This is a genomic window from Paraburkholderia sp. BL21I4N1, from assembly GCF_002973525.1.
GTDB lineage: Bacteria > Pseudomonadota > Gammaproteobacteria > Burkholderiales > Burkholderiaceae > Paraburkholderia.
In genome coordinates this window covers 74,431-101,152 of sequence record NZ_PVEN01000006.1, presented here as the reverse complement: position 1 = coordinate 101,152, position 26,722 = coordinate 74,431, and the positions used below count along the sequence as shown (strand labels likewise).

At 64.0% G+C, this 26,722-nt stretch carries 23 protein-coding genes; 14 read left to right on the top strand and 9 right to left on the bottom strand.

The annotated features are described in order from the left end of the window. The first annotated feature begins 15 nt into the window (after positions 1-15). The 5 genes from B0G83_RS17300 to B0G83_RS17280 all read left to right on the top strand — a co-directional run bounded on the left by B0G83_RS17300 (position 16) and on the right by B0G83_RS17280 (position 8,235). A complete protein-coding gene (locus B0G83_RS17300; protein ID WP_105508607.1) occupies positions 16-3,258 on the top strand; it encodes an efflux RND transporter permease subunit in 3,243 nt (1,080 codons plus the stop codon). 22 nt (positions 3,259-3,280) lie between these two features. Continuing rightward, a complete protein-coding gene (locus B0G83_RS17295) occupies positions 3,281-4,504 on the top strand; it encodes an efflux RND transporter periplasmic adaptor subunit (RefSeq protein ID WP_105508606.1) in 1,224 nt (407 codons plus the stop codon). After that, entirely contained in the window at positions 4,501-5,997 is a 1,497-nt protein-coding gene (locus tag B0G83_RS17290) for an efflux transporter outer membrane subunit (protein ID WP_105508605.1), read from the top strand. Before B0G83_RS17295 ends, B0G83_RS17290 begins: the two co-directional genes overlap by 4 nt. A gap of 88 nt (positions 5,998-6,085) precedes the next feature. Then, on the top strand, positions 6,086-6,772 hold the full coding sequence (locus B0G83_RS17285) for a heavy metal response regulator transcription factor (RefSeq protein WP_091802526.1): 687 nt from the start codon (positions 6,086-6,088) through the stop codon (positions 6,770-6,772). After that, complete coding sequence (locus B0G83_RS17280; RefSeq protein WP_105508604.1) at positions 6,769-8,235, top strand: heavy metal sensor histidine kinase; 1,467 nt, start codon at positions 6,769-6,771, stop codon at positions 8,233-8,235. The genes B0G83_RS17285 and B0G83_RS17280 overlap by 4 nt, the downstream gene beginning before the upstream one ends. Here B0G83_RS17280 and dinB read toward each other — a convergent pair. Then, a complete protein-coding gene (dinB, locus tag B0G83_RS17275) occupies positions 8,202-9,368 on the bottom strand; it encodes a DNA polymerase IV (protein WP_105508603.1) in 1,167 nt (388 codons plus the stop codon). The two genes, B0G83_RS17280 and dinB, sit on opposite strands and share 34 nt — an antisense overlap. A gap of 144 nt (positions 9,369-9,512) precedes the next feature. Between dinB and B0G83_RS38665 the strand changes: the two genes are divergently transcribed. After that, entirely contained in the window at positions 9,513-9,668 is a 156-nt protein-coding gene (locus B0G83_RS38665) for a hypothetical protein (protein WP_181156931.1), read from the top strand. On the opposite strand, the gene B0G83_RS17270 is transcribed toward B0G83_RS38665, so the two are convergent. From B0G83_RS17270 to B0G83_RS17255, 4 genes are all read right to left on the bottom strand, one after another. Beyond that, complete coding sequence (locus B0G83_RS17270) at positions 9,665-10,318, bottom strand: hypothetical protein (RefSeq protein ID WP_105508602.1); 654 nt, start codon at positions 10,316-10,318, stop codon at positions 9,665-9,667. The genes B0G83_RS38665 and B0G83_RS17270 overlap by 4 nt on opposite strands. 336 nt (positions 10,319-10,654) lie before the next feature. Then, entirely contained in the window at positions 10,655-11,233 is a 579-nt protein-coding gene (locus B0G83_RS17265; RefSeq protein WP_105508601.1) for a YceI family protein, read from the bottom strand. A 61-nt stretch (positions 11,234-11,294) separates the two neighbouring features. Continuing rightward, a complete protein-coding gene (locus B0G83_RS17260; protein ID WP_258167926.1) occupies positions 11,295-11,894 on the bottom strand; it encodes a YceI family protein in 600 nt (199 codons plus the stop codon). 115 nt (positions 11,895-12,009) lie between these two features. Further along, positions 12,010-12,564, bottom strand: coding sequence for a cytochrome b (locus B0G83_RS17255; RefSeq protein WP_105508600.1), 555 nt, complete (start codon positions 12,562-12,564; stop codon positions 12,010-12,012). A gap of 209 nt (positions 12,565-12,773) precedes the next feature. On the opposite strand from B0G83_RS17255, the gene B0G83_RS17250 reads away from it, so the two are divergent. Together B0G83_RS17250 and B0G83_RS17245 are read left to right on the top strand one after the other, a co-directional pair. Next, positions 12,774-13,790, top strand: a complete 1,017-nt coding sequence (locus B0G83_RS17250) for a sensor domain-containing diguanylate cyclase (protein WP_105508599.1) — start codon at positions 12,774-12,776, stop codon at positions 13,788-13,790. Between the two features lie 143 nt (positions 13,791-13,933). Beyond that, a complete protein-coding gene (locus B0G83_RS17245; RefSeq protein WP_105508598.1) occupies positions 13,934-15,184 on the top strand; it encodes an arsenic transporter in 1,251 nt (416 codons plus the stop codon). Positions 15,185-15,282: 98 nt separating this feature from the next. Here B0G83_RS17245 and B0G83_RS17240 read toward each other — a convergent pair whose 3' ends face one another. Next, positions 15,283-15,555, bottom strand: a complete 273-nt coding sequence (locus B0G83_RS17240) for a hypothetical protein (protein WP_105508597.1) — start codon at positions 15,553-15,555, stop codon at positions 15,283-15,285. Positions 15,556-15,901: 346 nt separating this feature from the next. Here B0G83_RS17240 and B0G83_RS17235 point away from each other — a divergent pair, with 346 nt between their 5' ends. The 6 genes from B0G83_RS17235 (at position 15,902) to B0G83_RS17210 (ending at position 24,360) form a co-directional block, all read left to right on the top strand. Next, the gene (locus tag B0G83_RS17235) at positions 15,902-16,195 is read left to right on the top strand and encodes a hypothetical protein (protein WP_105508596.1); all 294 of its coding nucleotides are present in this window, start codon (positions 15,902-15,904) and stop codon (positions 16,193-16,195) included. Positions 16,196-16,293: 98 nt separating this feature from the next. After that, the gene (locus B0G83_RS17230; RefSeq protein WP_105508595.1) at positions 16,294-17,865 is read left to right on the top strand and encodes an efflux transporter outer membrane subunit; all 1,572 of its coding nucleotides are present in this window, start codon (positions 16,294-16,296) and stop codon (positions 17,863-17,865) included. Positions 17,866-17,917: 52 nt separating this feature from the next. Beyond that, positions 17,918-19,036, top strand: a complete 1,119-nt coding sequence (locus B0G83_RS17225) for an efflux RND transporter periplasmic adaptor subunit (RefSeq protein ID WP_105508594.1) — start codon at positions 17,918-17,920, stop codon at positions 19,034-19,036. Continuing rightward, positions 19,033-22,164, top strand: a complete 3,132-nt coding sequence (locus B0G83_RS17220) for an efflux RND transporter permease subunit (protein WP_105508593.1) — start codon at positions 19,033-19,035, stop codon at positions 22,162-22,164. Before B0G83_RS17225 ends, B0G83_RS17220 begins: the two co-directional genes overlap by 4 nt. Positions 22,165-22,180: 16 nt before the next feature. Next, positions 22,181-22,894, top strand: a complete 714-nt coding sequence (locus tag B0G83_RS17215; protein WP_105508592.1) for a response regulator — start codon at positions 22,181-22,183, stop codon at positions 22,892-22,894. Positions 22,895-23,028: 134 nt separating this feature from the next. After that, complete coding sequence (locus B0G83_RS17210; protein WP_374954924.1) at positions 23,029-24,360, top strand: ATP-binding protein; 1,332 nt, start codon at positions 23,029-23,031, stop codon at positions 24,358-24,360. Here B0G83_RS17210 and B0G83_RS17205 read toward each other — a convergent pair. The 3 genes from B0G83_RS17205 to B0G83_RS17195 form a co-directional block, all read right to left on the bottom strand. Next, a complete protein-coding gene (locus B0G83_RS17205; RefSeq protein WP_105508591.1) occupies positions 24,305-24,571 on the bottom strand; it encodes a hypothetical protein in 267 nt (88 codons plus the stop codon). The genes B0G83_RS17210 and B0G83_RS17205 overlap by 56 nt on opposite strands. 330 nt (positions 24,572-24,901) lie before the next feature. Further along, the gene (gene cobF / locus B0G83_RS17200) at positions 24,902-25,678 is read right to left on the bottom strand and encodes a precorrin-6A synthase (deacetylating) (protein ID WP_105508590.1); all 777 of its coding nucleotides are present in this window, start codon (positions 25,676-25,678) and stop codon (positions 24,902-24,904) included. A 15-nt stretch (positions 25,679-25,693) separates the two neighbouring features. Further along, positions 25,694-26,620: a LysR family transcriptional regulator gene (locus B0G83_RS17195; RefSeq protein WP_105508589.1), complete on the bottom strand. Its 927-nt coding sequence runs from the start codon at positions 26,618-26,620 to the stop codon at positions 25,694-25,696. Positions 26,621-26,722: the final 102 nt, after the last annotated feature.

Genomic DNA, 26,722 nt, shown 5'->3' with positions numbered 1-26,722 from the left:
TCTCGGGCGCGTTTCATGTGGATTGTCAACGTTGCGCTTAAACGGCCATACACGTTCATCGTGATGGCCCTTCTGATCTTGCTGGCGACGCCGTTCGTGCTGTTCACCACGCCGGTCGACGTGTTGCCGGAAATCAATATTCCGGTGGTCAGCATCATCTGGAATTACACCGGTTTGTCGGCCGAAGACATGGCCAACCGTATCACCTCGGTCAATGAGCGCAGCCTGACCACCACGGTCAACGACATCGAGCACATCGAGTCGCAGTCGCTGGCGGGCATTGCGATCCTGAAGATTTTCCTGCAGCCCACCGCGAACATCCAGACGGCGATCGCACAGACCGTGGCGGTGGAGCAGGCGCAGCTCAAGCAGATGCCGCCGGGCGCGACGCCGCCGCTCGTCATCAGCTATTCGGCCTCGAGCATTCCAGTGATCCAGCTCGGCCTGTCGAGCCCGAAACTCTCGGAGCAGGCGCTCAACGACACCGCGCTGAACTTCCTGCGCCCGCAACTCGTGACGATTCCCGGCGCGGCCGTGCCATATCCGTACGGCGGCAAGTCGCGGCTGATTTCAGTGGACCTCGATACGCGCGCGTTGCTCGCCAAGGGGCTGACGCCTTCGGACGTGGTCAATGCGTTCAACGCGCAAAACCTGATTCTGCCGACCGGTACGGCCAAGATCGGGCCGAAGGAATACACGATCAACATGAACGGCTCGCCCGCCACGGTGGAAGGGCTCAACGACATTCCGGTGCGCACGCTCAACGGTGCGACCACCTATCTGCGCGAGGTCGCGCACGTACGCGACGGTTTCTCGCCGCAGACCAACGTGGTGCGTCAGGACGGCCATCGCGGCGTGTTGATCTCGGTGCTCAAGAACGGCAGTGCGTCGACGCTGTCGATCGTCAATACGCTGCGCGACCTGCTGCCGGCCGCGCGCGCGTCGTTGCCGCCCGACCTGAAGGTGACGGCGCTGTTCGATCAGTCGGTGTTCGTGAAAGCCGCCGTGCAGGGCGTGGTGCGTGAGGCGCTGGTCGCCGCCGCGCTGACCGCCGCGATGATTCTGCTGTTTCTCGGCAACTGGCGCAGCACCTGCATCATCGCGATCTCGATTCCGTTGTCGATTCTGTCTTCGCTGATTGCGTTGCATGCGCTCGGGCAGACCATCAACATCATGACGCTCGGCGGCCTCGCGCTCGCCGTCGGGATTCTGGTCGACGATGCAACGGTGACGATCGAGAATATCGAACGGCATCTGCATATGGGCACGAATCTGCACGACGCGATTCTCGACGGCGCGGGCGAAATCGCCATTCCGGCGCTGGTGTCCACGTTGTGTATCTGTATCGTGTTCGTGCCGATGTTCTTCCTGACCGGCGTGGCGCGTTACCTGTTCGTGCCGCTCGCGGAAGCGGTGGTGTTCGCGATGCTCGCCTCGTACATTCTGTCGCGCACGCTGGTGCCGACCCTGGCGATGCTGCTGATGGGCCACGCGCACAAGCCGAAAGCGGGCGCGAAACCCAATCCGTTCATGCGTATCTATCACCGCTTCGATCAGGGTTTCGAGCGCATGCGGGCCGGTTACATCATGATTCTGAGCAGCGTGCTGGTCCGGCGCGGACGTTTCGGTAGCCTGTTCCTCGGCTTCTGCATCGTGTCGATGGGGCTGATTTTCGTGCTTGGCGAAGATTTCTTCCCGAGTGTCGACGCGGGCGACATCCGCCTGCATATGCGCGCGCCCACCGGTACCCGGATCGAGGAAACCGCGCGTCTCGCCGACGAAGTCGAGAAGACGATTCGCGAGGTCGTCCCCGCGAAGGAACTGGGCACGATCCTCGATAACCTCGGCTTGCCGTATAGCGGTATCAATCTCTCGTACAGCAATGCCGGCACGATCGGCACGCTCGACGGCGAGATCCAGGTCGCGCTGAACGAAGACCACAAGCCGACGCAAACCTACATGGACAAGTTGCGCACGATCCTGCCGCGGCGCTTTCCGGGCGTGGAGTTTTTCTTCCAGCCGGCCGACATCGTCACGCAGATTCTGAACTTCGGTTTGCCGGCGGCGGTGGACGTGCAGATTTCCGGCGCGGATCAGCAGGGCAACTTCGAGATTGCGCGCAAACTGCTGAAGCAGGTGCGCATGATTCCCGGCACGGTAGATACCCACATCCAGCAGAAACTGGATGAACCGGCCATCAATCTTCAGATGGATCGCACCCGTTTGCAGCAGCTCAATCTGAGTGCGAGCAACGTGGCGCAAAACGTGCTCATTTCGTTGTCGGGCAGTTCGCAAACGTCGCCGGGTTTCTGGTTCAACAACCGCAATGGCGTGGAATACAGCGTCGCGGTGCAGACGCCGCAGTACCAGATCTCGTCGATCGACGAATTGCTGCGCACGCCCGTGTCGGGTTCGGCCAACGGGCCGACGCAATTGTTGGGCAACCTGGTGCGCGTGTCGCCGCAGAGCCAGTTCGCGGAAGTCACGCACTACAACATCAAGCCGGTGATCGATCTGTATGTGAGCGTGGAAAGCCGCGATCTGGGCAGTGTGGCGAGCCAGGTCGACAAGCTGGTGAATGACGCGCGCGCGTCGCTGCCGCGCGGCAGTCAGATTATCGTGCGTGGCCAGGTGCAAACCATGCGCAGTTCGTTCTTCGGGCTAGGTATTGGCGTGGCGATGGCGATCGTGCTGGTGTACCTGTTGATCGTGGTGAACTTCCAGTCGTGGGTCGATCCGCTGATTATCGTCAGTGCGTTGCCGGCGGCGCTTGCGGGCATTGTGTGGATGCTGTTTCTGACGGGCACGCATCTGAGCGTGCCGGCGCTGACCGGCGCGATCATGACGATGGGCGTGGCCACCGCCAACAGTATTCTGATGGTCTCGTTCGCGCGCCAGCGGCTTTCGGCCGGCGCACCGCCGCTGACCGCCGCGCTCGAAGCCGGAGCGAGCCGGATCCGGCCGGTGCTGATGACCGCCTTCGCCATGATTATCGGCATGATTCCCATGGCGCTCGGCCTCGGCGAAGGCGCCGAGCAGAACGCGCCGCTCGGCCGCGCGGTGATCGGCGGTCTGCTGTTTGCCACGGTGTCCACGCTGTTTTTCGTGCCGCTGGTGTTCGCGGGTATTCATACCCGGCTCGCACGGCGCCACGCCAACGACGACGATGCGGACCACTCGGGCGGCCACGACGGCGGTAACGGTAATGGCAACGACGGCCCCGCGCCGGACCATGGCGGCGCTGCCAAGCCCGCGTAAAGTTAAATGATGGCTGACTGAAATGACCGAAAAAACCCATGCATCGCTAGCGATCCCCGCGCGCGAGACCGAAGGCGGGCACGCATTGCCGCCACGCCATCGCGAATGGAAGCGCGCCAAACTCGCCATCTGGATCGTGCTGGCGCTGCTTGCCGTGGGCGCGTTGCGCACCGTGGTCGCGGACGTGCTGCAAAGCCGTTCGGTGGCGGAGACGACCCAACAGAACGCCACGCAATACGTGAACGTGGTGAGCCCGACGCAGACCGCGGGCGGTGGCGATACGTTGTTGCCGGGCACCTTGCGCGGCAACGTGGAGTCGCCGATCTATGCGCGCTCAACCGGTTATCTGCTGCACTGGTACGCCGATATCGGCGCGCGGGTGAAGCAGGGGCAACTGCTTGCCGATCTGGACACGCCGGAAATCGATCAGGAGTTGGCGCAGGCGTTGGCGCAGCGCCAACAAACCAGCTCGAGCCTCGGCCTCGCGAAGAGTTCGCTGGATCGCTGGCAGCAATTGCGTCAGCGCGACGCGGTCTCGCAACAGGAGCTCGACGAACGGCAGAGCACGTACACGCAAGACCTTGCCAACCTCGCCGCCGCGGATGCGAACGTCAAACGTCTGCAGCAACTGGAATCGTTCAAGCGCATCGTCGCGCCGTTCGCGGGCGTGGTCACGCAACGCAATGTCGACGTCGGCGACCTGATCGACGCGGGCAGCGGCACGAGCCGCGCGCTGTTCGCGCTGGCGCAGTCGGACCCATTGCGCGTCTATGTGCAATTGCCGCAGGCTTACGCGCAAAACGTTTCGGTCGATCAGAAAGTGGTGGTGACGCAGGCGGAACTGCCCGGTCAGCAATTCCACGGCACGATCACGCACATTTCCGGCGCGATCGACGTGCCGACCCGGTCGCTGCAGATCGAAGTGACGCTGCCGAACCCCGACGACAAGCTGCGCCCCGGCGCGTATGTCCAGGTCGCGGTACCGACGGTAGCCCACGCGCAACTGATGGTGCCGGGCAACGCGCTGCTGTTCCGCGCCGAGGGTCCGCGGCTCGCGGTCGTGGACGGGCAAGGCAAGGTGGAGTTGCACAAGGTCGTGATCGCGCAGGATCTCGGGCAGACGCTCGAAATCGAGAGCGGCATCGAGGCAGGCGACAAGGTAATCATCAACCCGAGCGATTCGATCGCTGACGGCGACCACGTGCAGATCGCCCAGCCGCAGAAGAACGGCAAGGGGGCGTCGTGAAGCTCGTCGGCCCGGGCCGGGCGATCACCACACTCGCGGGCGCGGCCTTGCTCGCGGCGTGCACGGTCGGTCCGGATTATCAGCGCCCGCAAGCCGAGGTGCCGCCCACGTGGCAGACCGATTCGTACTGGCGGGTGGCCGAGCCGTCGCACGCGCCGATCGCGCTGGACTGGTGGAGCGGCTTCGGCGATCCGGCGCTGGCCGCGCTGGAAACCCAGGCGCTCGCACAGAACCAGACGCTGGCGGCCGCCAGCGCTCACTACGCGCAGGCCACGGCGACGCTCGCGAACACGCGCGCGCAGCAGATTCCCGAGGTCGACCTTGGGGCGTCCGGTTCACGCTTCCGTATTTCGAAAGACCGCCCGGTCACCAACTACGCGACGCCGACCACGTCGACGGTGCAGAACAATTTGCAGCTCGGCCCCACGATCAACTACGACACCGATCTATTCGGCCGGATACGTCGTCAGGTGGAAGGCGCCAGGGCGTCGGCGGAGCAATCGGCCGACGACCTCGCCAACGCGCGGCTGGTGCTGACCACCGACCTCGCCACCGATTATTTTTCGCTGCGTGAGCTCGACGCCGAGATCGACGTGCTGAACCAGTCGGTGAAACTGCAGCAGAAGGCGCTCGATTACGTGACGTCCGAGCACGATCTCGGTTCGGTGTCGGGGCTCGACGTGTTGCAGCAAAAATCGCTGCTCGATTCGACCAAGGTGCAGGCGCAACTCCTGCTGAACCAGCGCGCGCAATTCGAACATGCGATCGCCGCACTGGTCGGCGTGCCCGCGCCGCAATTCGCCATCGCCCCCAAGGTGCTCGACACGCAGGTGCCGGCGATTCCGCTCGGCGTGCCGAGCGACGTGTTGCAGCGCCGGCCCGATATCGCTTCCGCCGAACGCGCCATGGCCGCGGCGAACGCGCAGATCGGGGTGGCCAAGGCGGCGTTTTTCCCGAGTCTGACGTTGACGCCGGGGATCGGCTGGGAAGCCACGCAGTTCGCCAGCCTGCTGAGCGCGCCGACGCTGATGTGGACGCTCGGCGCGACGGTCGGCCAGGTGTTGTTCGACGGTGGCCGCCGCGCCGCGAACGTGAAGTTCGCGAGCGAAGGCTACAAGGCCGACGAGGCCAACTACCGGCAAACCGTGCTCACCGCATTCCAGCAGGTGCAGGACGGTATCACCGGTCTGTCGGTGCTGGACGGCGCGGCGAAGCAGTCGCACGAAGCGGTGACGGACGCGCAGCATCTGCTGTCGCTCGCCAACGACCGCTATTCGGGCGGCCTCGTCGCGTATCTCGACGTGATCACCGCGCAGCAGTCGCTGCTCACCAGCGAGCGCCAGGACGTGCAGATTCACGGCCAGCAGATGACGCTGTCGGTGGCGCTGGTGAAGGCATTGGGCGGCGGCTGGGAGGCCGGCACGGCGGTGGCGGCTACGTCGCAAGACGCACAATCGAACGACGCGAAGGAGGCGATGGCTCCCGCGCGGTGAGCCGGCCGATCATGAACAGGCGTGGGTGGGAGAGGGATGCGCAGGCAATGCGAGGCGTTTCGTATAATGCACAGACAAGGGGACGCGCATGAAATTGCTGATTGTTGAAGACGAGCACAAGGTGGTCGATTATTTGCGCTCCGGTTTGACAGAGCAGGGCTGGGTCGTCGACGTCGCACTAGACGGCGAGGAGGGCATGCATCTCGCCACCGAGTTTGACTACGACGTGATCGTGCTCGACGTGATGCTGCCCAAACGCGACGGCTTCAGCGTGCTGAAGGCGCTGCGCATGCGCAAGTCCACGCCCGTCATCATGCTGACCGCGCGCGACCACGTGAACGACCGCGTGCGCGGCCTGCGCGAAGGCGCGGACGACTACCTCACCAAACCGTTTTCGTTCCTCGAACTGGTCGAGCGGCTGCATGCGCTGGCACGCCGCACGCGTTCGCAGGAATCGACGCTGATCTCCGTCGGCGATCTGTTCGTCGATCTGATCGGCCGCCGCGCAACGCGCGACGGCGTACGCCTCGACCTGACCGCCAAGGAGTTTCAGCTGCTGAGCGTGCTGGCTCGCCGGCAGGGCGACATTCTGTCGAAGACCGCGATCACCGAACTTGTCTGGGACGTCAATTTCGACAGCCACACGAACGTGGTGGAGACCGCGATCAAACGCCTGCGCGCGAAGCTCGACGGTCCGTTTTCGTCCAAGCTGCTGCATACCGTGCGCGGCATGGGCTATGTGCTCGAAGTACGCGAGGAGGCCGAGCAGTCATGAACCGATCGATCGCCCGCCGCCTCGCGCTGATGTTCGCGCTGGTCGCGCTCTCCGTGTTCACGCTGGTCGGCACGGGACTCTTCGTGGTGTTGCGCACGCAACTCGAACACCATCTGCGCGAGTCGCTCGACGATCGCACGCAGATCGCGCGCATCATCGTCTATCACGCCGTGACGCCGGAAAAGTGGCGCATGTGCCGTGAAAAACTCACGGACATGACGCCGCACGACGGCAGCACGGTGTATTCCGTATCGAGTACCGATCCGTATTTCCATTACGGCCAGCCGGTCGAAGGCAGCGTGGTGAAGAGCTGGCCCGGCGGTTACGCTCGCGTGAAGCCGGCCGGCGGCGGCCAGGACATGCTGACCTCCACGGTGACGGTCCCCTCTTACGACGCGCGCCCGCCGCTGCAATTGCAGGTAGCCGCGAGCTATTCGCCGAACATTCGCACCATGCGCGTGTTCGGCTCGGCGCTCGCCGCGCTGTCCGCGCTGGGCAGTCTCGCGGTGCTGCTGCTCAGCTATTCGGTGACGCGTCTCGGTCTCGCGCCGCTCACGCGCCTCACGCGCGACGCTTCCGCCGTCAGTCCGAACAATCGCTCGCAGCGCCTGAACACCGCCTCGTTGCCGCTCGAACTGAACGACCTCGCCAATTCATTCAACGGTGCGCTCGAACGGCTGGACGGCGCGTATGGCCGCCTCGAATCGTTCAATGCGGACGTGGCCCACGAACTGCGCACCCCGGTGACGATTCTGATCGGCCAGACCGAAGTGGCGTTGACCCGCAATCGTTCCGTGGACGATCTACGTCATACGCTGCAATCGAACCTCGAGGAATTCGAGCGCATGCGCGCCATCATCAACGACATGCTGTTCCTCGCGCGCGCCGATCAGGGTGAACGCGCAACGGGTCTCATCGAGGTGTCGCTGGCGGCGGAAGTGGCGCATACGCTGGAGTTTCTCGAGATTCCGCTCGAGGAAGCGCGCGTGCATGCCGAGCTGCGCGGCGACGCGCAGACGCGCGTGAACCGCTCGCTGTTCGGTCGTGCCTGCACGAATCTGCTGATGAACGCGATCCAGCACTGCGAACCCGGCGCGGCGATCAGTGTGACGATCGCACGCGTCGAAGACCAGGTGCGGGTGGCGGTGGCCAACCCCGGCGAGCCGATCGAGCCCGGCGTGCTCGAGCATCTGTTCGATCGCTTCTATCGCGCGGAAGTCTCGCGCACGAACAGCCGCGAAAACCATGGCCTCGGTCTGGCGATCGTGAAGGCGATCGCGGAGATGCATCGCGGCACCGTGTCGGCGCACAGCGCGAATGGCATCAACACGTTTTCGTTTTCGATCGCGGCCTCGCAGTTCGATACGGCGTTGCCGACCATGCGCCCGAATACGGGCGCCAGCGTGGGCGCAACTGCCGAGGCGACGGGTTATTCGTCGCTGGTGAAGGGCAAGTCCGCCTGAACCGGCAGGCGCGGCTTGACCGCTTGCGCGTTGGCCGGTGTCAGCGCGCTCACGCGTACCCCCAGCAACCGCAGCTTGCGGTTCAATTCGACCCGGCGCAGACATTCGGTTGCCGCGCGCCGGATCTCGGCGGCGTCGGCGGTCGGCTCGTCTAGCGTGAGGTCGCGCGTGACCGTGCGGAAGTCGTCGTAGCGCAGTTTGATGCCCACGGTGCGGCCCACGTAACCCTTGCGTACGAGATCTTCCGCAACCCGCACACACAAGCCTGTAAACGAACTGGACAGCGCGGGCCGGTCAAGTTTCGGGTGGAGATCGCGCTCGAAGGTGGTCTCGCGGCTCATCGACTTGGGCTCCGATTCGACTACCACCGGCCGCTCGTCGTGGCCTTGCGCGATCTGCATCAGCCACGCCGAATAGCTGCGCCCGAAGTGATCCTGCAGGAGCCCCGCGTCCGCCGCCGCCAGATCGCCGACGGTGGCGAGACCTAGCGCCGTGAGTTTTTCCGCAGCCTTCGGACCGATCCCGTTGACCTTGCGCACCGGCAGCGGCCAGACGCGCAAGGGCACATCCGCCGGGGTGAGGATCGTGAGACCGTTGGGTTTGTCGAGTTCGGAGCCGATCTTGGCCAGCAGCTTGTTCGGCGCGACGCAGATCGAGCAGGTGAGGCCGGTGGCTTCATTCACCGCGTTCTTGATGCGCGCGGCGATCTCGCGCGGTTCGCCCGGCAGCTCGGTGAGGTCGATATAGATTTCGTCGATGCCGCGATCCTCGATCCGGTCCGTGAAAGTGGCGACCGCCGCTTTGAAGACACGCGAGTAGTGGCGATAGGAATCGAAATCGGTAGGCAGCAGAATCGCGTCAGGCGCGAGCACGGCGGCTTTCATCATGCCCATGGCCGAGAACACGCCGAGCGCGCGCGCTTCGTAGGTGGACGTGGTGACCACGCCGCGGCCCGCGTAATCGCGCAGCCTGGCAAAGCGGCGCGTGCCGTCTTCAAGGTGTTGCGGCGCGGCGTTGCGGCCGCCGCCGATCACCACCGCCTGGCCGCGCAGTTCCGGATAACGCAACAACTCGACGGACGCGTAAAACGCGTCCATGTCGAGGTGCGCGATGCGGCGGCTTGCAGAATTCATGACGGGTGTTAGCGGCAATAACGGGGATAACAGCTGCAGCCTGGTTGTTCAACGTGCGCGCCGCGTTGCGTTGCGATAGTGCGCTGCGGCGCGGAAGCCAAACCGTCATAGTACCTTGCCACGCAATCACGAGATCCGTTCGCGATGCAGTGTGTCGCTGTCGCCGAGGTAGTCGAGCACCCATTCGAGGCTTACCGGAAACGTCCGCTCGCGCTGGGCGCGACCGCGCGCCCAGCGGACTTCATGCGTTTGAGCGGCGTGGGCGCGATTATCTTCGGGGTCTGGCTGACCTCGCGTTAGTTGAACCGGTAGCTCACACCAATCTGTACCACCGGATAAACCTTGTAGCGCTCCACCTTGTTGCTGATGTTCTGCTCTTCCTGGTCGATATTGGCCTGGGTGGTGAGCATCGAATAGACCGCCGGCACGCTATACGAGGTGCGCGGCCGTCCGTACGCGACACCGAGATCGAGCGTCAGGCCGAAGCCCTTCGAAACCGGCTTATGCCCGTAGCCGATGCCGAGGTAGGGCATCACGCGCGGCAGCGTGATCGTGGTGGACGGCGCGGCGCCCACGGCCGGCACGAATGTGTCGCCGATCTTGTAGTTGCCTTGCGCGTTCGGCACGGCGTGGGCCGTGACGTTGTCGTCGTTGATCAGCGCGCCGGCGGTCACGCGAAATCCGCTCGACTTGAACGGGAACAGGTCGGCGTAGAGGCCGCCTTGCAGCAGCTTCAGATGGCCGTCGTACTGGTTGCCGTCCACGTTGAACGAGCGCGACAGGCCGAAGCCTTCGAATTCCGCATGTACGCCCGCCCACGAATTCAGCGGCAGCGCGGCGCCGACACCCGCGCCGAGCGTGCCGCCATGCGCGTAGATTTCCTGCGCCTCGGCTTGCGTTGCCGCCGCCGTCATCACCAATACCGTTGCGGCGAAGGCCGCCAGTTTCATCCGTTTCACCCAACTTCTCCAAACAAGATTATTTTCGTGCTGGCGACTTTAAGGTTGAGGCGGGCGGTTCAAATGGGTGAACAGCGGGCAGATGTGGCGGCTCTTCACGCTCAAGTTTTCGGGCGTGACGGAACCGGAACTTATGACCTGAAAATGACGGAATACGCCTGTTTTAAAGGGCTATTCATAGGAGGAATCAGAGGCTCATCGCGGCTTCGGAACAAGCGCGGCACGTAAAAATCCAGTCTGTTGGCCCGATAAAAAAAGCGGTCGCGGTAATGCGCGGATCTGCCGACCCGCTACCGCGACCGCCTCGATACTCAACAAAAACGGTATTTACTGCTTGATGCCTTCGGCCTGGATGTGCAGCGTGGTCTGCATCTTGAAGCCGTAAGCCTTGCCGAAGTCGATACCGAAGTCGTCACGATTGAACGTGGCGGTCGATTCGGTGCCGCACACTTCACGCTTGAGCATCGGGTTCGTGAAGCACTTGAACGATTCGATCTTGAGATTGACCGGCTTGGTGATGCCGTGCATGGTCAGCGAGCCGATCACTTCAACCGGCTTGTCGCCGTCGAAGCGGATCTGCGTGCCCTTGTACGTGGCGGTCGGGTACTTGGCGGCGTCGAAGAACTTCTCCGTGACCAGTTCCGCGTCGAGCTTGTCGTTGCCGATATCCACCGAGCTCATGTCGATCGTCACGTCGACCGTGCCGGTCTTCGCCGCGCGATCCAGCACGACGGTGCCGCTGCTCTTCTTGAACTTGCCGCGCCACGTCGAGATGCCGCCGAAGTGGTCGGTTTCGAAGCTCGGGTAGGTGTGGGTCGGATCGAGCTGATACGTGTCGGCAGCCATGGCGTTGAACGACAGGGCAGCGGCCAGCGCGCCGGCGGCGAGCAGAAAGGATTTCTTCAAGGTGTTCTCCAGGTTTTCTAGAAAGGGTGTCTAAAAGGACTGCGGCGCTTCGGGTGTCGAATTACTTCTTCGAAGCGACGAGGTGAAATTTGATGACGACTTCGTCGGCCACCACCGATGTATCTTTCCATTCGCCCGTGCCGACGTCGAACTGCGAGCGCTTGATGGGCAGCGAGCCGTCGAAGGTTTGCGTGGCACCTTGCGCCGTGACGGTGACCGGCACCACCACGGTTTGCGATTTGCCCTTGATGGTCAGCTTGCCGGTGATCTTGTACTGGTTGCCGCCGGCCGGCGCGATCGCGCTGGAAACAAAGGTCGCGGCCGGGTAGGTCGCGCTGTCGAACCATTCCTTGCCTTGCGCCTGCTTGTTGTAGTCGTCCGCGCCGAGGTCGTAGCTGCCGGTGTCGATCGACACGTTGGCGCTGCCGGCGGTCGGCTTGGCGGGATCGAAATTCAGTTGCGCGGAGAACTTTTTGAACTTGCCGTCGACCGGCACGTTCATCTGTTTCGTGGTGGCAACCACGCTGCTTTTGCTGACGTCGACGTCGGCGTGCGCGAGCCCGGCGCCGAACAGCGAAAGCGCCGCGATACCGGCGAGGATCGGTCGGATCGCGGGGCGAACCGCCGTGCGAAGGGCGAGGTGATAAAGGTTGGGTTTCATAGTGGTACGCATCCTATCGAACCCGCGTGCGTTGATTACGCACCGCTGGGAATTAGATTGCCAACAGGCCGTGGCCAATCGCCGGCTACGCCTGTCACCTGATGGTTAAGCGACGTTACTTGAGGAATGGAATCATCCTGCCGAGCAGGCCGTCGCGGTCGACGAATTGATGCTTGAGCGCCGCCAGCACGTGCATGACGACCAGCGCCAGCAGCGTGTAATTGAGCAGCACGTGGACCGTGCGCAACGTTGCCTTGAGTGCCTGGTCCGGGCCGATGAAGGTGGGCAGCGGCACGATGCCGAGATACACCACCTGAATACCGGCGGCGGAACTATAGAAGTAGCCGGACAGCGGAATAGCCAGCATCAACAGATATAACAGACCATGCACCAGATCCGCCGCGGCCTTCTGCCACGTGGGCGTGGCGCTATCGAGCGCCGGCGCGCGGTGGGTGGCGCGCCACACCACGCGGACCACGGCTAGCGCGAAGACGGTCACGCCGATCCATTTGTGCCACGAGAAGTACTTGAGCTTGGTCGGCGTGAAGCCATGGATATCGGTCATGATCCAGCCGATATAGAAACCGCAGACGATCAGCGCGGCGATCAGCCAATGCAATGCAATGGCGGTGCCGTGATAGCGGTCGGGATCTGAAGGACTCGATTTCATCTTTTGCTGTGGGTTGGGCATGCGGTATCGCGGGTGAATGCGGATAGTAGGCAGGCCAATGAAAACTGAATAGACGGGGAGAAGAGAACAGATCGTTGTATTGGTGACGCTAATGGCGTGGAATTGAAGGCCGCGCGCTGCGTAAACGCCTGATTGCAGCCGGCGCTGTGTTAATTTGCGCGTCTGGACTGCGAGGAAGGATTGAATCGATGACTAGCACTGGCAAACATAACGCGCCGCTCGGCGCGGATTTTTTGCGGCATGACTCCGCACCGGCCGCAACCGGCGTGGAAGGATACATGGAGCACGACGCCGCCGTCTACCGCACCTTGCTCGAATCGACGAAAGCGATTCCGTGGAAGATCGATTGGGCGACCATGGCATTCACCTATATCGGTCCGCAGATCGAAGCGCTGCTCGGCTGGGCGCCGTTGAGCTGGAAGACGGTGCAGGACTGGGCCGCGCGCATGCATCCGGAAGACCGCGACAAGGTGGTCGAATTCTGCGTCGCGCAGTCGCGGGCGGGCACCGATCACGAAGCGGACTATCGCGCATTGACGAGCCGCGGCGAATACGTCTGGCTGCGCGACGTGGTGCATGTGGTGCGCAACGCCGACGGCGAGGTCGAGGCCCTGGTCGGCTTCATGTTCGACATCAGCGAGCGCAAGAAGACCGAAGAGAAGCTGGCCGAATTGCAACGCGAACTCGAAGCGCTGTCGTTCAAGGACGGCCTTACGGGCGTCGGCAATCGTCGCGAATTCGACGCCGTATTGCAGCGCGAATGGAGCGCGGCGCAGCGGCACGCGGCGCCGCTTTCGCTAATCATGGCCGACATCGATTTCTTCAAGTCGTACAACGACTACTACGGCCACGTGCAAGGGGACGCGTGCCTGAAGCGGGTCGCCACCGTGCTGAGTGAAGCAGTGCGGCCCGGCGATTTCGTCGGCCGCTTCGGCGGCGAGGAGTTCGTGCTGATCCTGCCGAATACCGGCGCCGATGCCGCGCGGCAGGTCGTCGAGCGATGCCGCGACCGGCTCAGCGCCGAAGAGATCGCGCACGAACGTTCGCCTTTCCGCCAGACGGTCACCGCGAGCTTCGGCGTCGGCACGCTGATTCCCGCGGCGGACGCCGATCCGGTGGCGTTCGTGAATCTGGTGGACTCGCAGTTGTACCTTGCCAAAGACAATGGGCGCGATTGCATCGCGGCGGTGAACCGGGTGGGCTGAGGGCGGGTGCCACAGCACCCGCGCCAGCGCGGCATCGCTCTGGCATACGGTTTGCTAACCAAGCGCCGGCAGCGATCGCACCAAGGCGGCTGCTGCGTAGCGAGCGCCGCTGCGCGGCCCAAACTCTCATCAAGGCTCACGTTTTGAATTCCGTTTTGCTATCCTGGGGTATCGCCGCGGCCGCCACGGCCGGTGTCATCACCCGGCCGTTTAAATGGCCCGAGGCCGTCTGGGCCGTTGCCGGCGCGTTGCTGCTGGTGTCGCTGGGGCTGTTGCCGGTCGATCTGGCGATCGCGGCAGTCGGCAAAGGCACCGACGTCTACCTGTTTCTGTTCGGCATGATGCTGCTGTCCGAAGTGGGGCGCCGGGAAGGGCTGTTCGACTGGGTCGCGGTGCTGGCGGTCAATCATGCCCAGGGTTCGCCGCGCAAGCTGTTCCTGCTCGTCTATCTGGTCGGCGTGGTGATCACCGCCTTTCTTTCCAACGACGCCGCCGCGGTCGTGCTCACCCCGGCCGTCTTCGCCGCCGCCAAAAAGGCGAAGACGCACCCGTTGCCGTTGCTGTTCGTCTGCGCTTTCATCGCCAACGCCGCGAGCTTCGTGCTGCCGATCTCGAATCCGGCCAACATCGTGCTGTACGGCAATCACACGCCCGCGCTCGGCGCGTGGCTGATGCGCTTCACGCTGCCTTCGCTGCTGTCGATCGTCGCGACTTACGTCATGCTGCGCTGGAGCCAGCGCGACGCGCTGGCCGGCACCTGCGAGGCGAATCTGGAACCGCTCGCGCTGTCGGCGAGCGGCCGCGTCGCGCTCGCGGGTATCGCGGTGACGGCCGTCGCGTTGCTGACGGTGTCCGCGTTCGATCTGCCGCTCGGCTTGCCCACCGCGATTCTCGGCGCACTGACGGCGCTGGTCGTGCTGATCCAGGAGCGCAAATCGCCGCTGCCGATGATCCGCGAGATCTCATGGAGCGTGCTGCCGCTGGTCGCCGCGCTGTTCGTGCTGGTCGAGATGCTCGATCACACCGGCGTCATCACGACGCTCGCCGGCCTGACGCGGCGCGCGGCGCTGCACAACGAAATGAGCACTGCGGGCTGGGCTGGAGCCGCCATCGCGATTGGCAGCAATCTGATGAATAACCTGCCGGCCGGGCTGATCGCCAGTTCGACCGTGATGCAGGCGCACAGCCCGGAGCGCGTCATCGACGCGTTGCTGATCGGCGTCGACCTGGGGCCGAACCTGTCGATCACGGGGTCGCTCGCCACGATCCTTTGGCTCAACGCGATTCGCCGCGAAGGCGAGGACGTCGGCTTTCTGAAGTTTCTGAAGGTCGGCGTGGTGGTGATGCTGCCGGCGCTCGTGCTGGCGCTCGGCGCGCGGATTCTGATCAACTGAACCACGGATTCACTTGCTGCGGCGCTCCACGCGCCCGTCCCGTGCTCTATTCCTCAGTACAACGGGAATTCACCAGGCAATCTTGCCGACAGCATGTCCTATGCTGATTCAACGGCCTTTTTCGTCATCGATCGCCGATCCGCGGCTGCCCGAGGCGCCGTGGCGACGATTCGCGGCGTCACGCGAACGGGCGTCAGCGGAGGCGCGGCCACATAGACCGGATTGACCGGCACGCCGCCATGGACCGGCCGGGGCGGCGGCGCATACACCACGGTGGCGGGCGGCAACGCGAACGTGCGGGCGAATGGCGGCGACGAGCAGGCCACGCCGAGGGCGGTCAAGGTGAAGACGCAAACGGTGCGAATGGTCACGGAGTACTCCTGAGACGGTGAACGGCGCCGTGCTTCTTACGGTGAAAAAGTCTGTCGCGTGGTTCGGATTGCTTGAGAGCCGGGGCGTTCCGCGGGTCGCGGCGGCGCTCACGGCGCTGGCTGCGTCGCTCGGGCCGGCAGACGAAAGATACGCAAAGCGCGTTAGGAACGGCATCGCAAAGTCATTTCATTCCATGTCACGCGAATGGGCGTCGCGGCGGTCATGACATAACTCGACATGATTCTGAAATTGCGTTCACTCGGCGCTTGCCCAAGAATTCGGCCTGTCATTGAACGGATCGCGGCACCAGCAGGCGACGCTCGATGACCCATCAAGGAGTCGGTCATGAAGAAGTTGTTCGCCATCGTGTTGTTGTGCTGCGCATCCACCGTTACGTTCGCTCAATCCGCCGCGCCGCAGGCCGGTAATCCTCAGCGTATGCAGCGCATGGAGCAGCAGTTGCAGACGCGTTTCTCGAATGCCAACACCACGCACGACGGCAAGCTCACCAAAGACCAGGCCGCGGCCGGCATGCCGATGGTCGCCAAGCACTTCGACGAGATCGACGCGCAGAAGGCGGGCTACATCACGTTGCCGCAGATCGAGGCATTCATGCAGCAACGCGGGGCAGCGCACTGAGCCGCGCGTGGATCGGCGGGATCGTAGGGCCGTGGCGCGGCGCGCGAGCCGTTCCGCCGCCGAACCCTCAGCTGTCCGTTGACGACCAACCATGCGCGATGAAATCCGCCACGTCCCGCCGTTTGCGCCTTGCCTGCACGTCGATGCTAGTGTCGATGAGCGTGGCATTGAGCGCCTGCCAGAGCGTCGGCCCCGATTTCAAACAGCCGGACGCGACGCTCGAAAACCGCTGGCTCGAAAGCTTGCCGGACCACGGGCAGGCCACGCCTGCCGCGCAAGCCGCCTGGTGGACCGCGTTCAACGATCCGGTGCTGAGTGCGCTCGAAGAACGTGCTTACCAGCGCAATCTGTCGCTGCAAGTGGCCGGTCTGCATATCTTCAAGGCGCGCGCGCAACTCGCGGCCAGCGCGGAAAATCTGCTGCCGCAGTCGGGCAGCGTGTCGGCGGGCGCGGATCATATCAACACGAGCGGCGTGGGCCCGTTGCCGCCCACCCATTTGTGGGCCGAACATTTACGCTTGAATGCCGGCTGGGAAATCGATTTCTGGGGCAAGTATCGCCGGCAGATCGAATCGGATCGCGCGCAATTGCGAGTGTCGGAAGCCGCTTATGACAACGCGCTGGTGTCCCTGTTCGGCGACCTCGCGAATGCCTATATCGACTTGCGTACGCTCGATCAGCGCATTGCAGTGGCGCAGCAGAATCTCAAGTCGGTGCAGCAGAGCCTCACGCTGACGCAGGCGCGTTACAAACACGGCGCGGCGACCCAGCTCGACGTCGAACAGGCCGCCACCCTGGTGGCCGAAACCGAAGCGCAGATTCCGCCGCTCATCAAGGCGCGCGCACAGGATCGCGACACGCTGGCGGTGCTGCTCGCCGATCCGCCCGACGCCGTCGAGGCGCAACTCAAAGGCGGCACGGCGATTCCCGTGCCGCCCACGCAGATCGACGTCGGCATTCCCGCCGACCTGCTGCGGCGCCGTCCCGACGTGCGTCAGGCCGCGCTCAACGCGGCGGCTCAATCGGCGCTGATCGGCGCGGCGAAGGCGAAGCTGTATCCGTCGCTGTCGTTGACGGGGCTGTTCGGGTTGTCGTCGGGCGAGCAGCACGGCATTGGTTTGACGCAATGGGGCAGCAAGACGATCGGGCTGTTTTCCGCGGGCATCACGTTGCCTATCCTCGATCGCGGCCAGTTGAAAAACGCGGTGCGAGTGCAGGACGCGACGTTTCAGGAAGCGGTGCTCGACTATCAGAACACCGTATTGCAAGCGCAGAAAGAAGTGGAAGACGCGATCGCCGCGTTGCGCACGTCGCTGGATGCGCTCGCCGCGTCCGCGCGCGCCTCCGATGCATCGCAACGCGCGCTGCGGCTCGCGAACGCGCAGTATCGCGCGGGCTCGGTGACCTACGATCCGGTGCTGGACGCGTCGCGTTCGGCGCTGCGCGACGGCGACGCGCTCGCGCAGAACCAGGGGCTGGCGGCGCTGGCGGCGGTGTCGCTGTATCGTGCGCTCGGCGGCGGCTGGGAGGTCGCGCAGGGGCAGCAGGTGGTCAGCGAACAGATTGCCACGCAGATGGCGCAGCGCACGGATTGGGGGCGTTTGTTGAATCCGCCGGCCGGTTCCGCGTTGGCGCGCGCGAATGTGGCACAGCCTGAGAACGGGAAATAAGAACATGGCGAATCGATGCGTGGACAACGAGCGGAGCACGGCTGAGGGCTGTATGAAAAGCCGGATCAAACCCGCCATCGCGTTTCGCATTGCACCGCTCGCAGTCATCGCGCCGGTTATTCTCGCCGCGTCGATCCTCGCGTTGTCGGCCTGCCACGACAACAGCTCCCAAGCCGCGCAGAACGCACCGCTACCGCAAGTCAGCGTAAGCCGGCCCGTGCCTCGCGAAGTGCGCGAACAACTCGACCTGAGCGGCACCGTCGCGCCTTCGGCCACGGTTACGCTGGTGGCCCGCGTGCAGGGCGTGCTGCAGCAGATCGGTTTCGCCGATGGCGCGTACGTCAAGCAAGGCCAGTTGCTGTTCCGCATCGAGCCGGATTCGTATCGCGCGCAACTCACTTACGACCAGGCCGCGCTCGTCAACGCGGATCAGGAACTGACACGCCAGAAGCAGCTCACGTCCGACAACGCGACCTCCGAATCGTCGTTGCAGAAAGCGCAGACCACGCGCGACCAGGCGCTCGCCAAACGCGACATGTCGCGGATCAATCTCGGCTATACGGAAATCCGCGCGCCATTCGCGGGCCGCATCGGCGCGCGTTCATTCGACGTCGGCAATCTGGTCGGCGCATCGGATTCCACCAGGCTCGCCACCTTGGACCGCATTCAACCGGTGTACGTGAATTTCACGCTGAACGAGCGCGACGCGAATCGTATCGGGCTGTTCACGAAACCGCCACGCACCGTGCGCGTGAATGTGCTCGGCGCGCCGGCCGCGCAGGGCGAAGACGCCGCGCTCGAATTCGTCGATACCCGCGTGGATTCGGCCAGCGGTGCGCTCAAACTGCGTGCCGATATCGCCAATCAGGACGCGCATCTGATTCCCGGCATGTCGGTCGAAGTGCATATCCCCGCCGGCGCGCCGCGCAACGTCATGCTAATTCCCGATACCGCCTTGCTGCGCGAGCAGGCCGGCGCTGCCGTGCTGATCGTGAACGGCGCGGGCGTGATCGAGAAGCGCGCGGTGCAAACCGGCGGACTGTACGGCACATTGCGAGCCGTCACCGTGGGCCTGAACGCGAACGATCGGGTGGTGACCGGCGGCGCGCTAGCCGTCGCGCCCGGCACCCGGGTGCAGGTGGTCGCGGCCGCGGCGCAGGGTCGGTCATGATCCGCTTCTTCGTCGAGCGGCCGGTTTTTGCCAATGTGATCGCGCTGATCGTGATGCTGCTGGGCGGCGTGGCACTCATCAATCTGCCGATCGCGCAATATCCACCCATCACGCCGCCGACCGTGCAGGTGGTGGCGCGTTTTCCCGGCGCAAGCGCGGCGACGGTGATCGACCGCGTGGCGCTGCCGATCGAAACTCAGGTGAACGGCGTGGAAAACGCGCTGTACATGCAGTCGACCAGCACCAACGACGGCACCTACACGCTGACCGTGACCTTCGCCGTCGGCACCGATGTCGACAAGGCGCAGGTACTGGTGCAGAACCGTGTCTCGGCCGCCACCGCGCAATTGCCGCAGGCGGTGCAGCAGCAGGGCGTCACCGTGCGCAAGCGTTCCACCGCGATTTTGCAGTTGTACACGCTGCAATCGCCCGATCCAAAATACGATTCGCTGTTTCTCAGCAACTACGCGGTGATTTCGCTGCGCGACACGCTCGCGCGTTTGCCGGGCGTCGGCGACGTGACCGTGTTCGGCACCGGTCAATACAGCATGCGCGTGTGGCTCGATCCGCAGAAGCTCAGCGAACGCGGTTTGACCGCCGCCGACGTGACGCAGGCGATCCAGAGCCAGAGCAAGGACGTGAGCGCGGGTCAGCTCGGCGCCGAGCCGAACGCGGGCGGAGCCGCGTTCCAACTGACGGTAACGATGCAAGGCGCGCTCACCGATCCGCACGAATTCGACGACATCATCGTCAAGGCCGATCCGAACGACGGCGGCCATTTCGTGCGGATTCGCGACGTGGGGCACACCGAACTCGGTTCATCCAGTTACGGGCAGTTCTTCAATCTCGACGGCAAACCGGCGGCCGGCATCGCGATTTATCAGTTGCCCGAGGCCAATGCACTGGAGGTGGGCAATGCGGTGAAGGCGACCATGGCGCGTCTCGCGAAAGACATGCCGAAGGGCGTCAGCTATCAACTGCCGTTCGACACGACGACCTTCGTGCGGCAATCGGTGCTCGACGTCTACAAAACGCTGTTCGAAGCGGCCTTGCTGGTTCTCGCGGTGATCCTGCTGTTTCTGCAGAACTGGCGCGCCATGCTGGTGCCCGCTACGACGATTCCCGTGACGATCATCGGCACGTTCGGTGCGATCTATCTGCTCGGCTTTTCGATCAACCTGCTGACGCTATTCGCGATCGTGCTGGCCATCGGGATCGTGGTGGACGACGCGATCGTCGTGGTGGAAGGCATCACGCAACACATCGAACTGGGTAAGACGCCTAAACAGGCGGCTATCGACGCGATGCACGAATTGCTGGGGCCGATTGTCGGCATCACGCTCGTGCTGATCTCGGTGTTCTTGCCATCGGCGTTTCTGGGTGGCGTGACGGGGCAGATGTACCGGCAATTCGCGTTGGTGGTCGTCGCCACCACGGTGATCAGCGCGATCAATGCGGTGACGCTCAAGCCGGTGCAAAGCGCAAAGTGGTTGCGGCCCGCGCGGCCCGGCAAGCCGAACGTGGTGTATCGCGTGTTCGACAAGGGCTACGCGCGCGTGGAAAGCGGCTACGTACGAGTGGTCGCGTGGTTCGTGGCGCGTTGCCGTCTCGCGCTCGTGATCGCGCTGGCGCTCGGCGCGGCGTCTGCGTTCCTGCTCACACGCATTCCCACCAGCTTCATTCCGCTCGAAGATCAGGGCTATATGCTGATCGCCGCGCAACTCGCGGACGCGGCGTCGCTCGGACGCACTCGCGAGGCTAGCACGCAGATCGAAAAACTGATCGGCGCGATTCCCGGTGTGAGTCACGTGGTGTCGATCGGCGGTATCTCGCCGCTCGACAATAACGCTTCGCTGCCTAATTCCGCGCTGATCTACGTGACGCTCGACGACTGGAGCAAACGCGGCAAGGGCGAAGACCTGCGCTCGCTGTATCTGCGCATGAACCGCGAACTCGCGAAACTGCCCGACGTGCGTTCGGTGGTGATCGTGCCGCCGCCGATCCAGGGCCTGGGCAATAGCGGCGGCGTGCAGATGCAGGTGATGCTGACCGACGGCTCGCAAAACTATCGGCGCCTGCAGGACGCTACCGATGCCTTGATTGCCGGCGTCTCGAAACAACCCGAATTGCAGCGCGTGTTCAGCCCGTTTCGCGCGTCGGTGCCGACCGTCGAACTCACGCTGGATCGCGCCAAGGCTGAATCGCTGCAAGTGCCGGTCGGCAATGTGTTCGATCTGCTGGAGGACTATGTCGGCTCCAGCTACGTGAACCAGTTCACGACTTTCAACCATACGTTCCCCGTGTTCGTGCAGGCCGACGGCGCATTTCGTCGTGATACCGACGACATACGCCGCTTGCAGATTCGCAGCAACAGCGGCCATATGGTCGAACTGGGCACGTTTATCGATGCGCATACCAGCGTCGGGCCGGCTGTCGCGACGTTGTACAACCTCGCGCCGGCGGCGGCCATCAACGGCAATCCGGCGAACGGTTACAGCACCGGCGACGCGATCGCGGCGTTCGAACAGGAGGCCGCGCGCATTCTGCCGGCCGGCGTCGGCTACGAATGGACGGCGATGTCGTATCAGGAGAAGCTGGTCGGCAATTCGGCCTACTGGGTGTTCGCCGTGGGCGTATTGCTGGTGTTCTGCGTCCTTGCCGCGCAGTACGAAAGCTGGCTGCTGCCGGTCGCGGTGGTGCTGGCCGTACCGCTGGCATTGCTCGGCACGGCAGGCACGCTGGCGTTTCTCGGCGCCGCCAATAATCTGTACACGCAGATCGGCCTCGTGCTGCTGATCGCGTTGTCCGCCAAGAACGCGATTCTGATCGTGGAGTTCGCGCGGCATTTGCGCGCGCAGGGCGTGGGCATTGCCGAGGCCGCGGTGGAAGCGGCGCGTTTGCGGTTCCGGCCGATCATGATGACGTCGTTCGCGTTCATTCTCGGCGTGGTGCCGCTCGTGATCGCCACCGGCGCGAGTGCGAGCGCGCGCCGTTCGCTCGGGATTGCGGTATTTTCAGGCATGCTCGCGTCCACCTGTATCGCCGTGCTGTTCATCCCGTCGTTCTACGTGCTGTTGCAGCGGCTGGCCGAACGGCACGCGGCGCGTCAGACGCCGCCCGACGCTTAAATCGAGGAGCTTTCTCATGGAACGCCCCGCCAAAATCATCGTGCTCGACGACGAAGTCGAATTGCGCAACATGCTGCAGCGTTTTCTTCGCGGCCACGGTTTCGACGTGCGAGTCGCGGAAGACAGCAAGCGGCTCGACCGCTATCTGGAGCGCGAACCGTTCGATCTACTCGTGCTCGACCTGATGATAGGCGCTGAAGACGGCCTCGAAATCTGCGCGCGTCTGCGCGAACAGGGGCAGACCTTGCCGATCCTGATGCTGACCGCGAAGGGCGATCCGCTCGACCGCGTGGTGGGCCTCGAAACCGGCGCCGACGACTACCTCGCCAAACCGTTCCTGCCGCGCGAACTGGTGGCGCGTATCAACGCGCTCCTGCGGCGCCAGAAGATGGCGTCCGGCGACGTTACGGTGACCTCGCAATCGGTGCGCTTCGGCGATTTCACGCTCGACGTCGGCAAGCAGCAACTGTCGCGCGCGGGTGCCTTGCTGGAGATTCATTCGGCGCAGATGTTGTTGCTGGTCGCGTTGGCTTCATCGCCGAACCGGCCGGTGAGCCGCGACAATCTGCTGGCGCGCGCACGCGGCCGCGAGCATGACGCGCTCGATCGCAGTATCGACGTGCAGGTGTTGCGGCTGCGGCAGATCGTCGAGGACGATCCGTCCAAACCGCGTTTCATCAAGACGGTGTGGGGCATCGGTTACATGCTCGCGGCGGACGTCGACTCATGACGCGCCCTGAGCCGGACACGACGCAAAAACACGCCGTGCGAAGCGAGGGCCGGGTCGTGCCAGGCGGCGTGCTACGAGCGCTGCTGCCCCGAACGCTGCTCGCGCGCAACATCGTCTTGCTGATCGTGCTGGTGATGCTGAGCCAGGCCTGTGCGCTCGGCGTGCTGCTGCATTACGTGCAGCGGCCGCGGGTCGAACGCGCGGCCGCCGTTTTCGCGACCTACGTGACGACGCTCGACAACCTGCTTGCTGCCACGCCGCCCCAAGCGCGCGCCACATTGACCGCGCGACTCGACGCTCGCACGGAACTGCCCGCTGACGCCGTCGAAACGCAGCCGACCAATCTGCTGCGCGCCTATCGCATCTATCAGCGCAACGTGTTTCTCGACAGCTTGCGCGCGCATCTACCTGCCGACATGCCGGCGCGCTGGCAGTCGGTCGGCGGTCAGCGCTTGTGGATTCGCATGCATGCGCCCGCCGATGCGCCGCAAGCGCCGTACTGGATCGCATTGCCGATTCCCGAAGACGCGCAGGGCAACGGACTCGATGCGGCGATTCTGTTGTCGCTCGGTCTGGGCGCGCTTGCGGCGTTGACGGGCTACCTGATCCAGCGCCACCTGAACCAGCCGCTGCAACAACTCACGCGCGCGGCGCGCCGCGTGAGCGCCGGCGAAACGCCCGCGCCGCTGCCCACCGACGGCCCGACCGAAATCGCCACGGTGAGCCATGCTTTCAATCAGATGACGCAGGCGTTGCAGCAGGCCGAGGCAACTCGTGCGCTGATGCTGGCGGGTATCTCGCACGACATCCGCACGCCGCTCACCAAACTGCGCCTTTCCATGGCCATGGCGATGCCGCACGGCAGCGACAGCAGTTTCGTGGTCGCCGCCGAGTCGTACCTCGATCAAATCGAAACGATCCTGCAGCAGTTCATGGATTACGCCGGCAGCGGCGAACGCGAGGCTGCGGAACCCGGCGATCTGAATGCGGTGATCGAACGCCTCGCGGGCGATTTCGCGGGCTTGGGGCATGAATTCGCGTTGTCGCTGGCGGCGTTGCCGGCTATCGCATACCGGCCGATCAGCATGATGCGTCTGCTGATGAACCTGATGCAAAACGCGATCGTCTATGGCGGAACGGGGCTCGCCGTACGCAGCTGGACGACGCCGGAGGCGGTGATCGTGGCGGTCGGCGATCGCGGCAAAGGGTTGTCGGCGCAGGAGCTGGAGCAACTGAAGGCGCCGTTTCAGCGTGGCCGCAATGCGCGTGCGCATAGCGGCGGCACGGGTCTGGGGTTAGCGATCGTCGAGCGGATCGCACGGCTGCACCACGGCAGCCTGCAGTTTCATGCGCGCGACGGCGGTGGGCTGGAGGTGTGGGTGGTGCTGCCGATTGCGGTGCCGGATCCGCTTACGCCCGATCCAGCCAGGCATCCAGCCCGACCCGGAACGCCACGCCCGCGATAACCGGCACGGTCAGCATCAGGATGATGCCGAAGTTCGGAATCTCGTCGCCATACGTAATGGGACCGTAAAGAACGACGCCCGCGACGATCGCGAATACCACGACGCCGACGGCGACCATCAGAAGATTGCGCGCCGGCACCGGCAGCGCCTTGCGTTTCGCCTTGCCCGGCGTGGCGTGGGCAGTGGAGGCTTCGTCGTGTTGGGCAGGCATGATGATTCTCGTGGCTGGAAAAGGCGACGTGAGGAGCGACGGCGAACCGGACTCCGCTGGGAGTGCGACCGGCATCATACCCGGGCGCGTGTGTGCCGCGCATGTCACGCCGAAAGAGCGGGCGTGTCGATGCGGCAACACCTCTAACACCAATATAAGCCGCATTGGCGCAAGGAGGATAAAAAGCACAATACGGGCGGTTACGGCAGATAACCCGGCTGGCGCGGGAGCCTCGCCGCAGCGGCGTCGCGCGTCGTCGTGGCATGGCGTCGCCCGCGTCAGGCGGCCTCGGGCAAACCTAGGCCAACTCAGTCGCGCGCTCGGGTTTTGTCAGGCACGGTCGCGTTTGCGCAGCAGATACGTGTCCATGATCCAGCCATGCGTGCGGCGCGCCTCGGCCCTGACGCGTTCGATTTCGTCCATCACGTCGCGCAGTTTTCCGGCGATCAGGATTTCGTCGGGCGTACCGACGTAGGCGCCCCAGTAGATGTCGAGATCGTCGTTCGCGAGATGCCGGTAGGCATTCCGCGAGTCGAGCATCACCACCACGCTGTCCACGTTGTCCGGGAAACCTTCGGCGATCGAGCGGCCGTTGGTGATCGTGATCGAGCGGCCGATCAGGTTCAGCGGAACCTTGTGCCGTGCCGCCAACGCCTGGACGCTGCTGATGCCGGGAATCACTTCGTAGTCGAGCGCCTCGCCGCCGCCTTCTGCGATCGACCCGGCGATCGCCTCGACGATGCGAATCGTGCTGTCGTACAGCGACGGATCGCCCCACACCAGAAAAGCGCCGACGTCGCCGTCGTTCAGTTCCTCGGCAATCAGGCGCTCGAAGATGCGCTGCTTGTCGCGGTTCAACTCGTCCACCGCGGTGCGATAGTCGCCGTCGTCGGGGCGGCGTTCGGGATTACTCGCCTCGACGATCCGGTAACGCTCGCCGTCCACGAAACGCTCGATGATCTGCTTGCGCAGCGCGATCAGCTTCTCTTTGGCAACGCCTTTGTCCATCACGAAGAACACGTCGGCCTGGTTGAGGGCGTTGATGGCCTGAACGGTCAGGTAGTCCGGATCGCCTGCACCGATGCCTATGATCAGGATTTTTTTCATTGAGGGGAGATCCGGTTAATGAGGATGCGCGGAGATCAGTTCGATGCTGTCGAGCTGCGCCGCGCAAATGTCGCGCACGATCTTCACGAAATCGTCGAAGTAGGGCCGCCCCGCGATGTCTTTAGGTGCGACCGCATACAGTTCGCTCCACAGCCCCGAGGCGCCGACGCGTTTCGCGAGCACGTAGTCGTGATCGACGTAATTCTTCACGCCCCAGTTCGGCAGCGCCGCAATGCCGCGCCGGCTCGCCACGAGTTGCAGGATCGCGATGGTCAGTTCGGCGGTGCGCCGTTCGAGCTTGATGCCGGCCGGTTCGAGCACCTCGCGGATCAGGTCGATCCGCGTTTCCGGCACCGGGTAGGTGATCAGCGTTTCGCCTTGCAGGTCGTCGGGACCGACGCGCCGCTTGTTGCGCAGACGGTGTTCGTTGGCGATCACCACTTGTATCTCGAAGCGGAACAGCGGCGCGACGTGCAGGCCGCGTTTGGCGGCGGGCTTCGAACCGATCACCACGTCGGCTTTGCGCCCGTTCAGCAGTTTCATCGGATCGGCGTGAAAACCTGCGACCAGATCCACTTCGACCTCCGGCCAGCGGCGCCGGAATTCGTCCATGACCGGCATCAGCCAGTCGAAGCAGGTGTGGCATTCCAGCACGATACGCAACTCGCCGCGCACGTCGCCCTTGAGGCGAACCAGATCGCGCTCGGCGGTGGCCACCGCGGCCAGCGTGTCGCGCGCGAGCGCGAGTAGCCGCTCGCCGGCTGCCGTGAAACGCAGGCCGTGGCGGGTCCGTTCGAATAGCGATACCTCGTAATGCGCTTCCATGTCGCGGATTTGATGCGACAACGCGGACTGGCTCAGATTGACACGCTCGGCGGCGGCGACCAGCTTGTCGGACTCGGAGATCGCGATCAGCGAGCGAAGATGGCGCAGCTCAAGCATGGCGAGACGCCGAGGCGGAAAAAATCTTGATATGAATGTGGCTCATATGATGATGAAAACATGTCGCTTGATGAATCATAGCGCGACTCGCACACTGCGCGG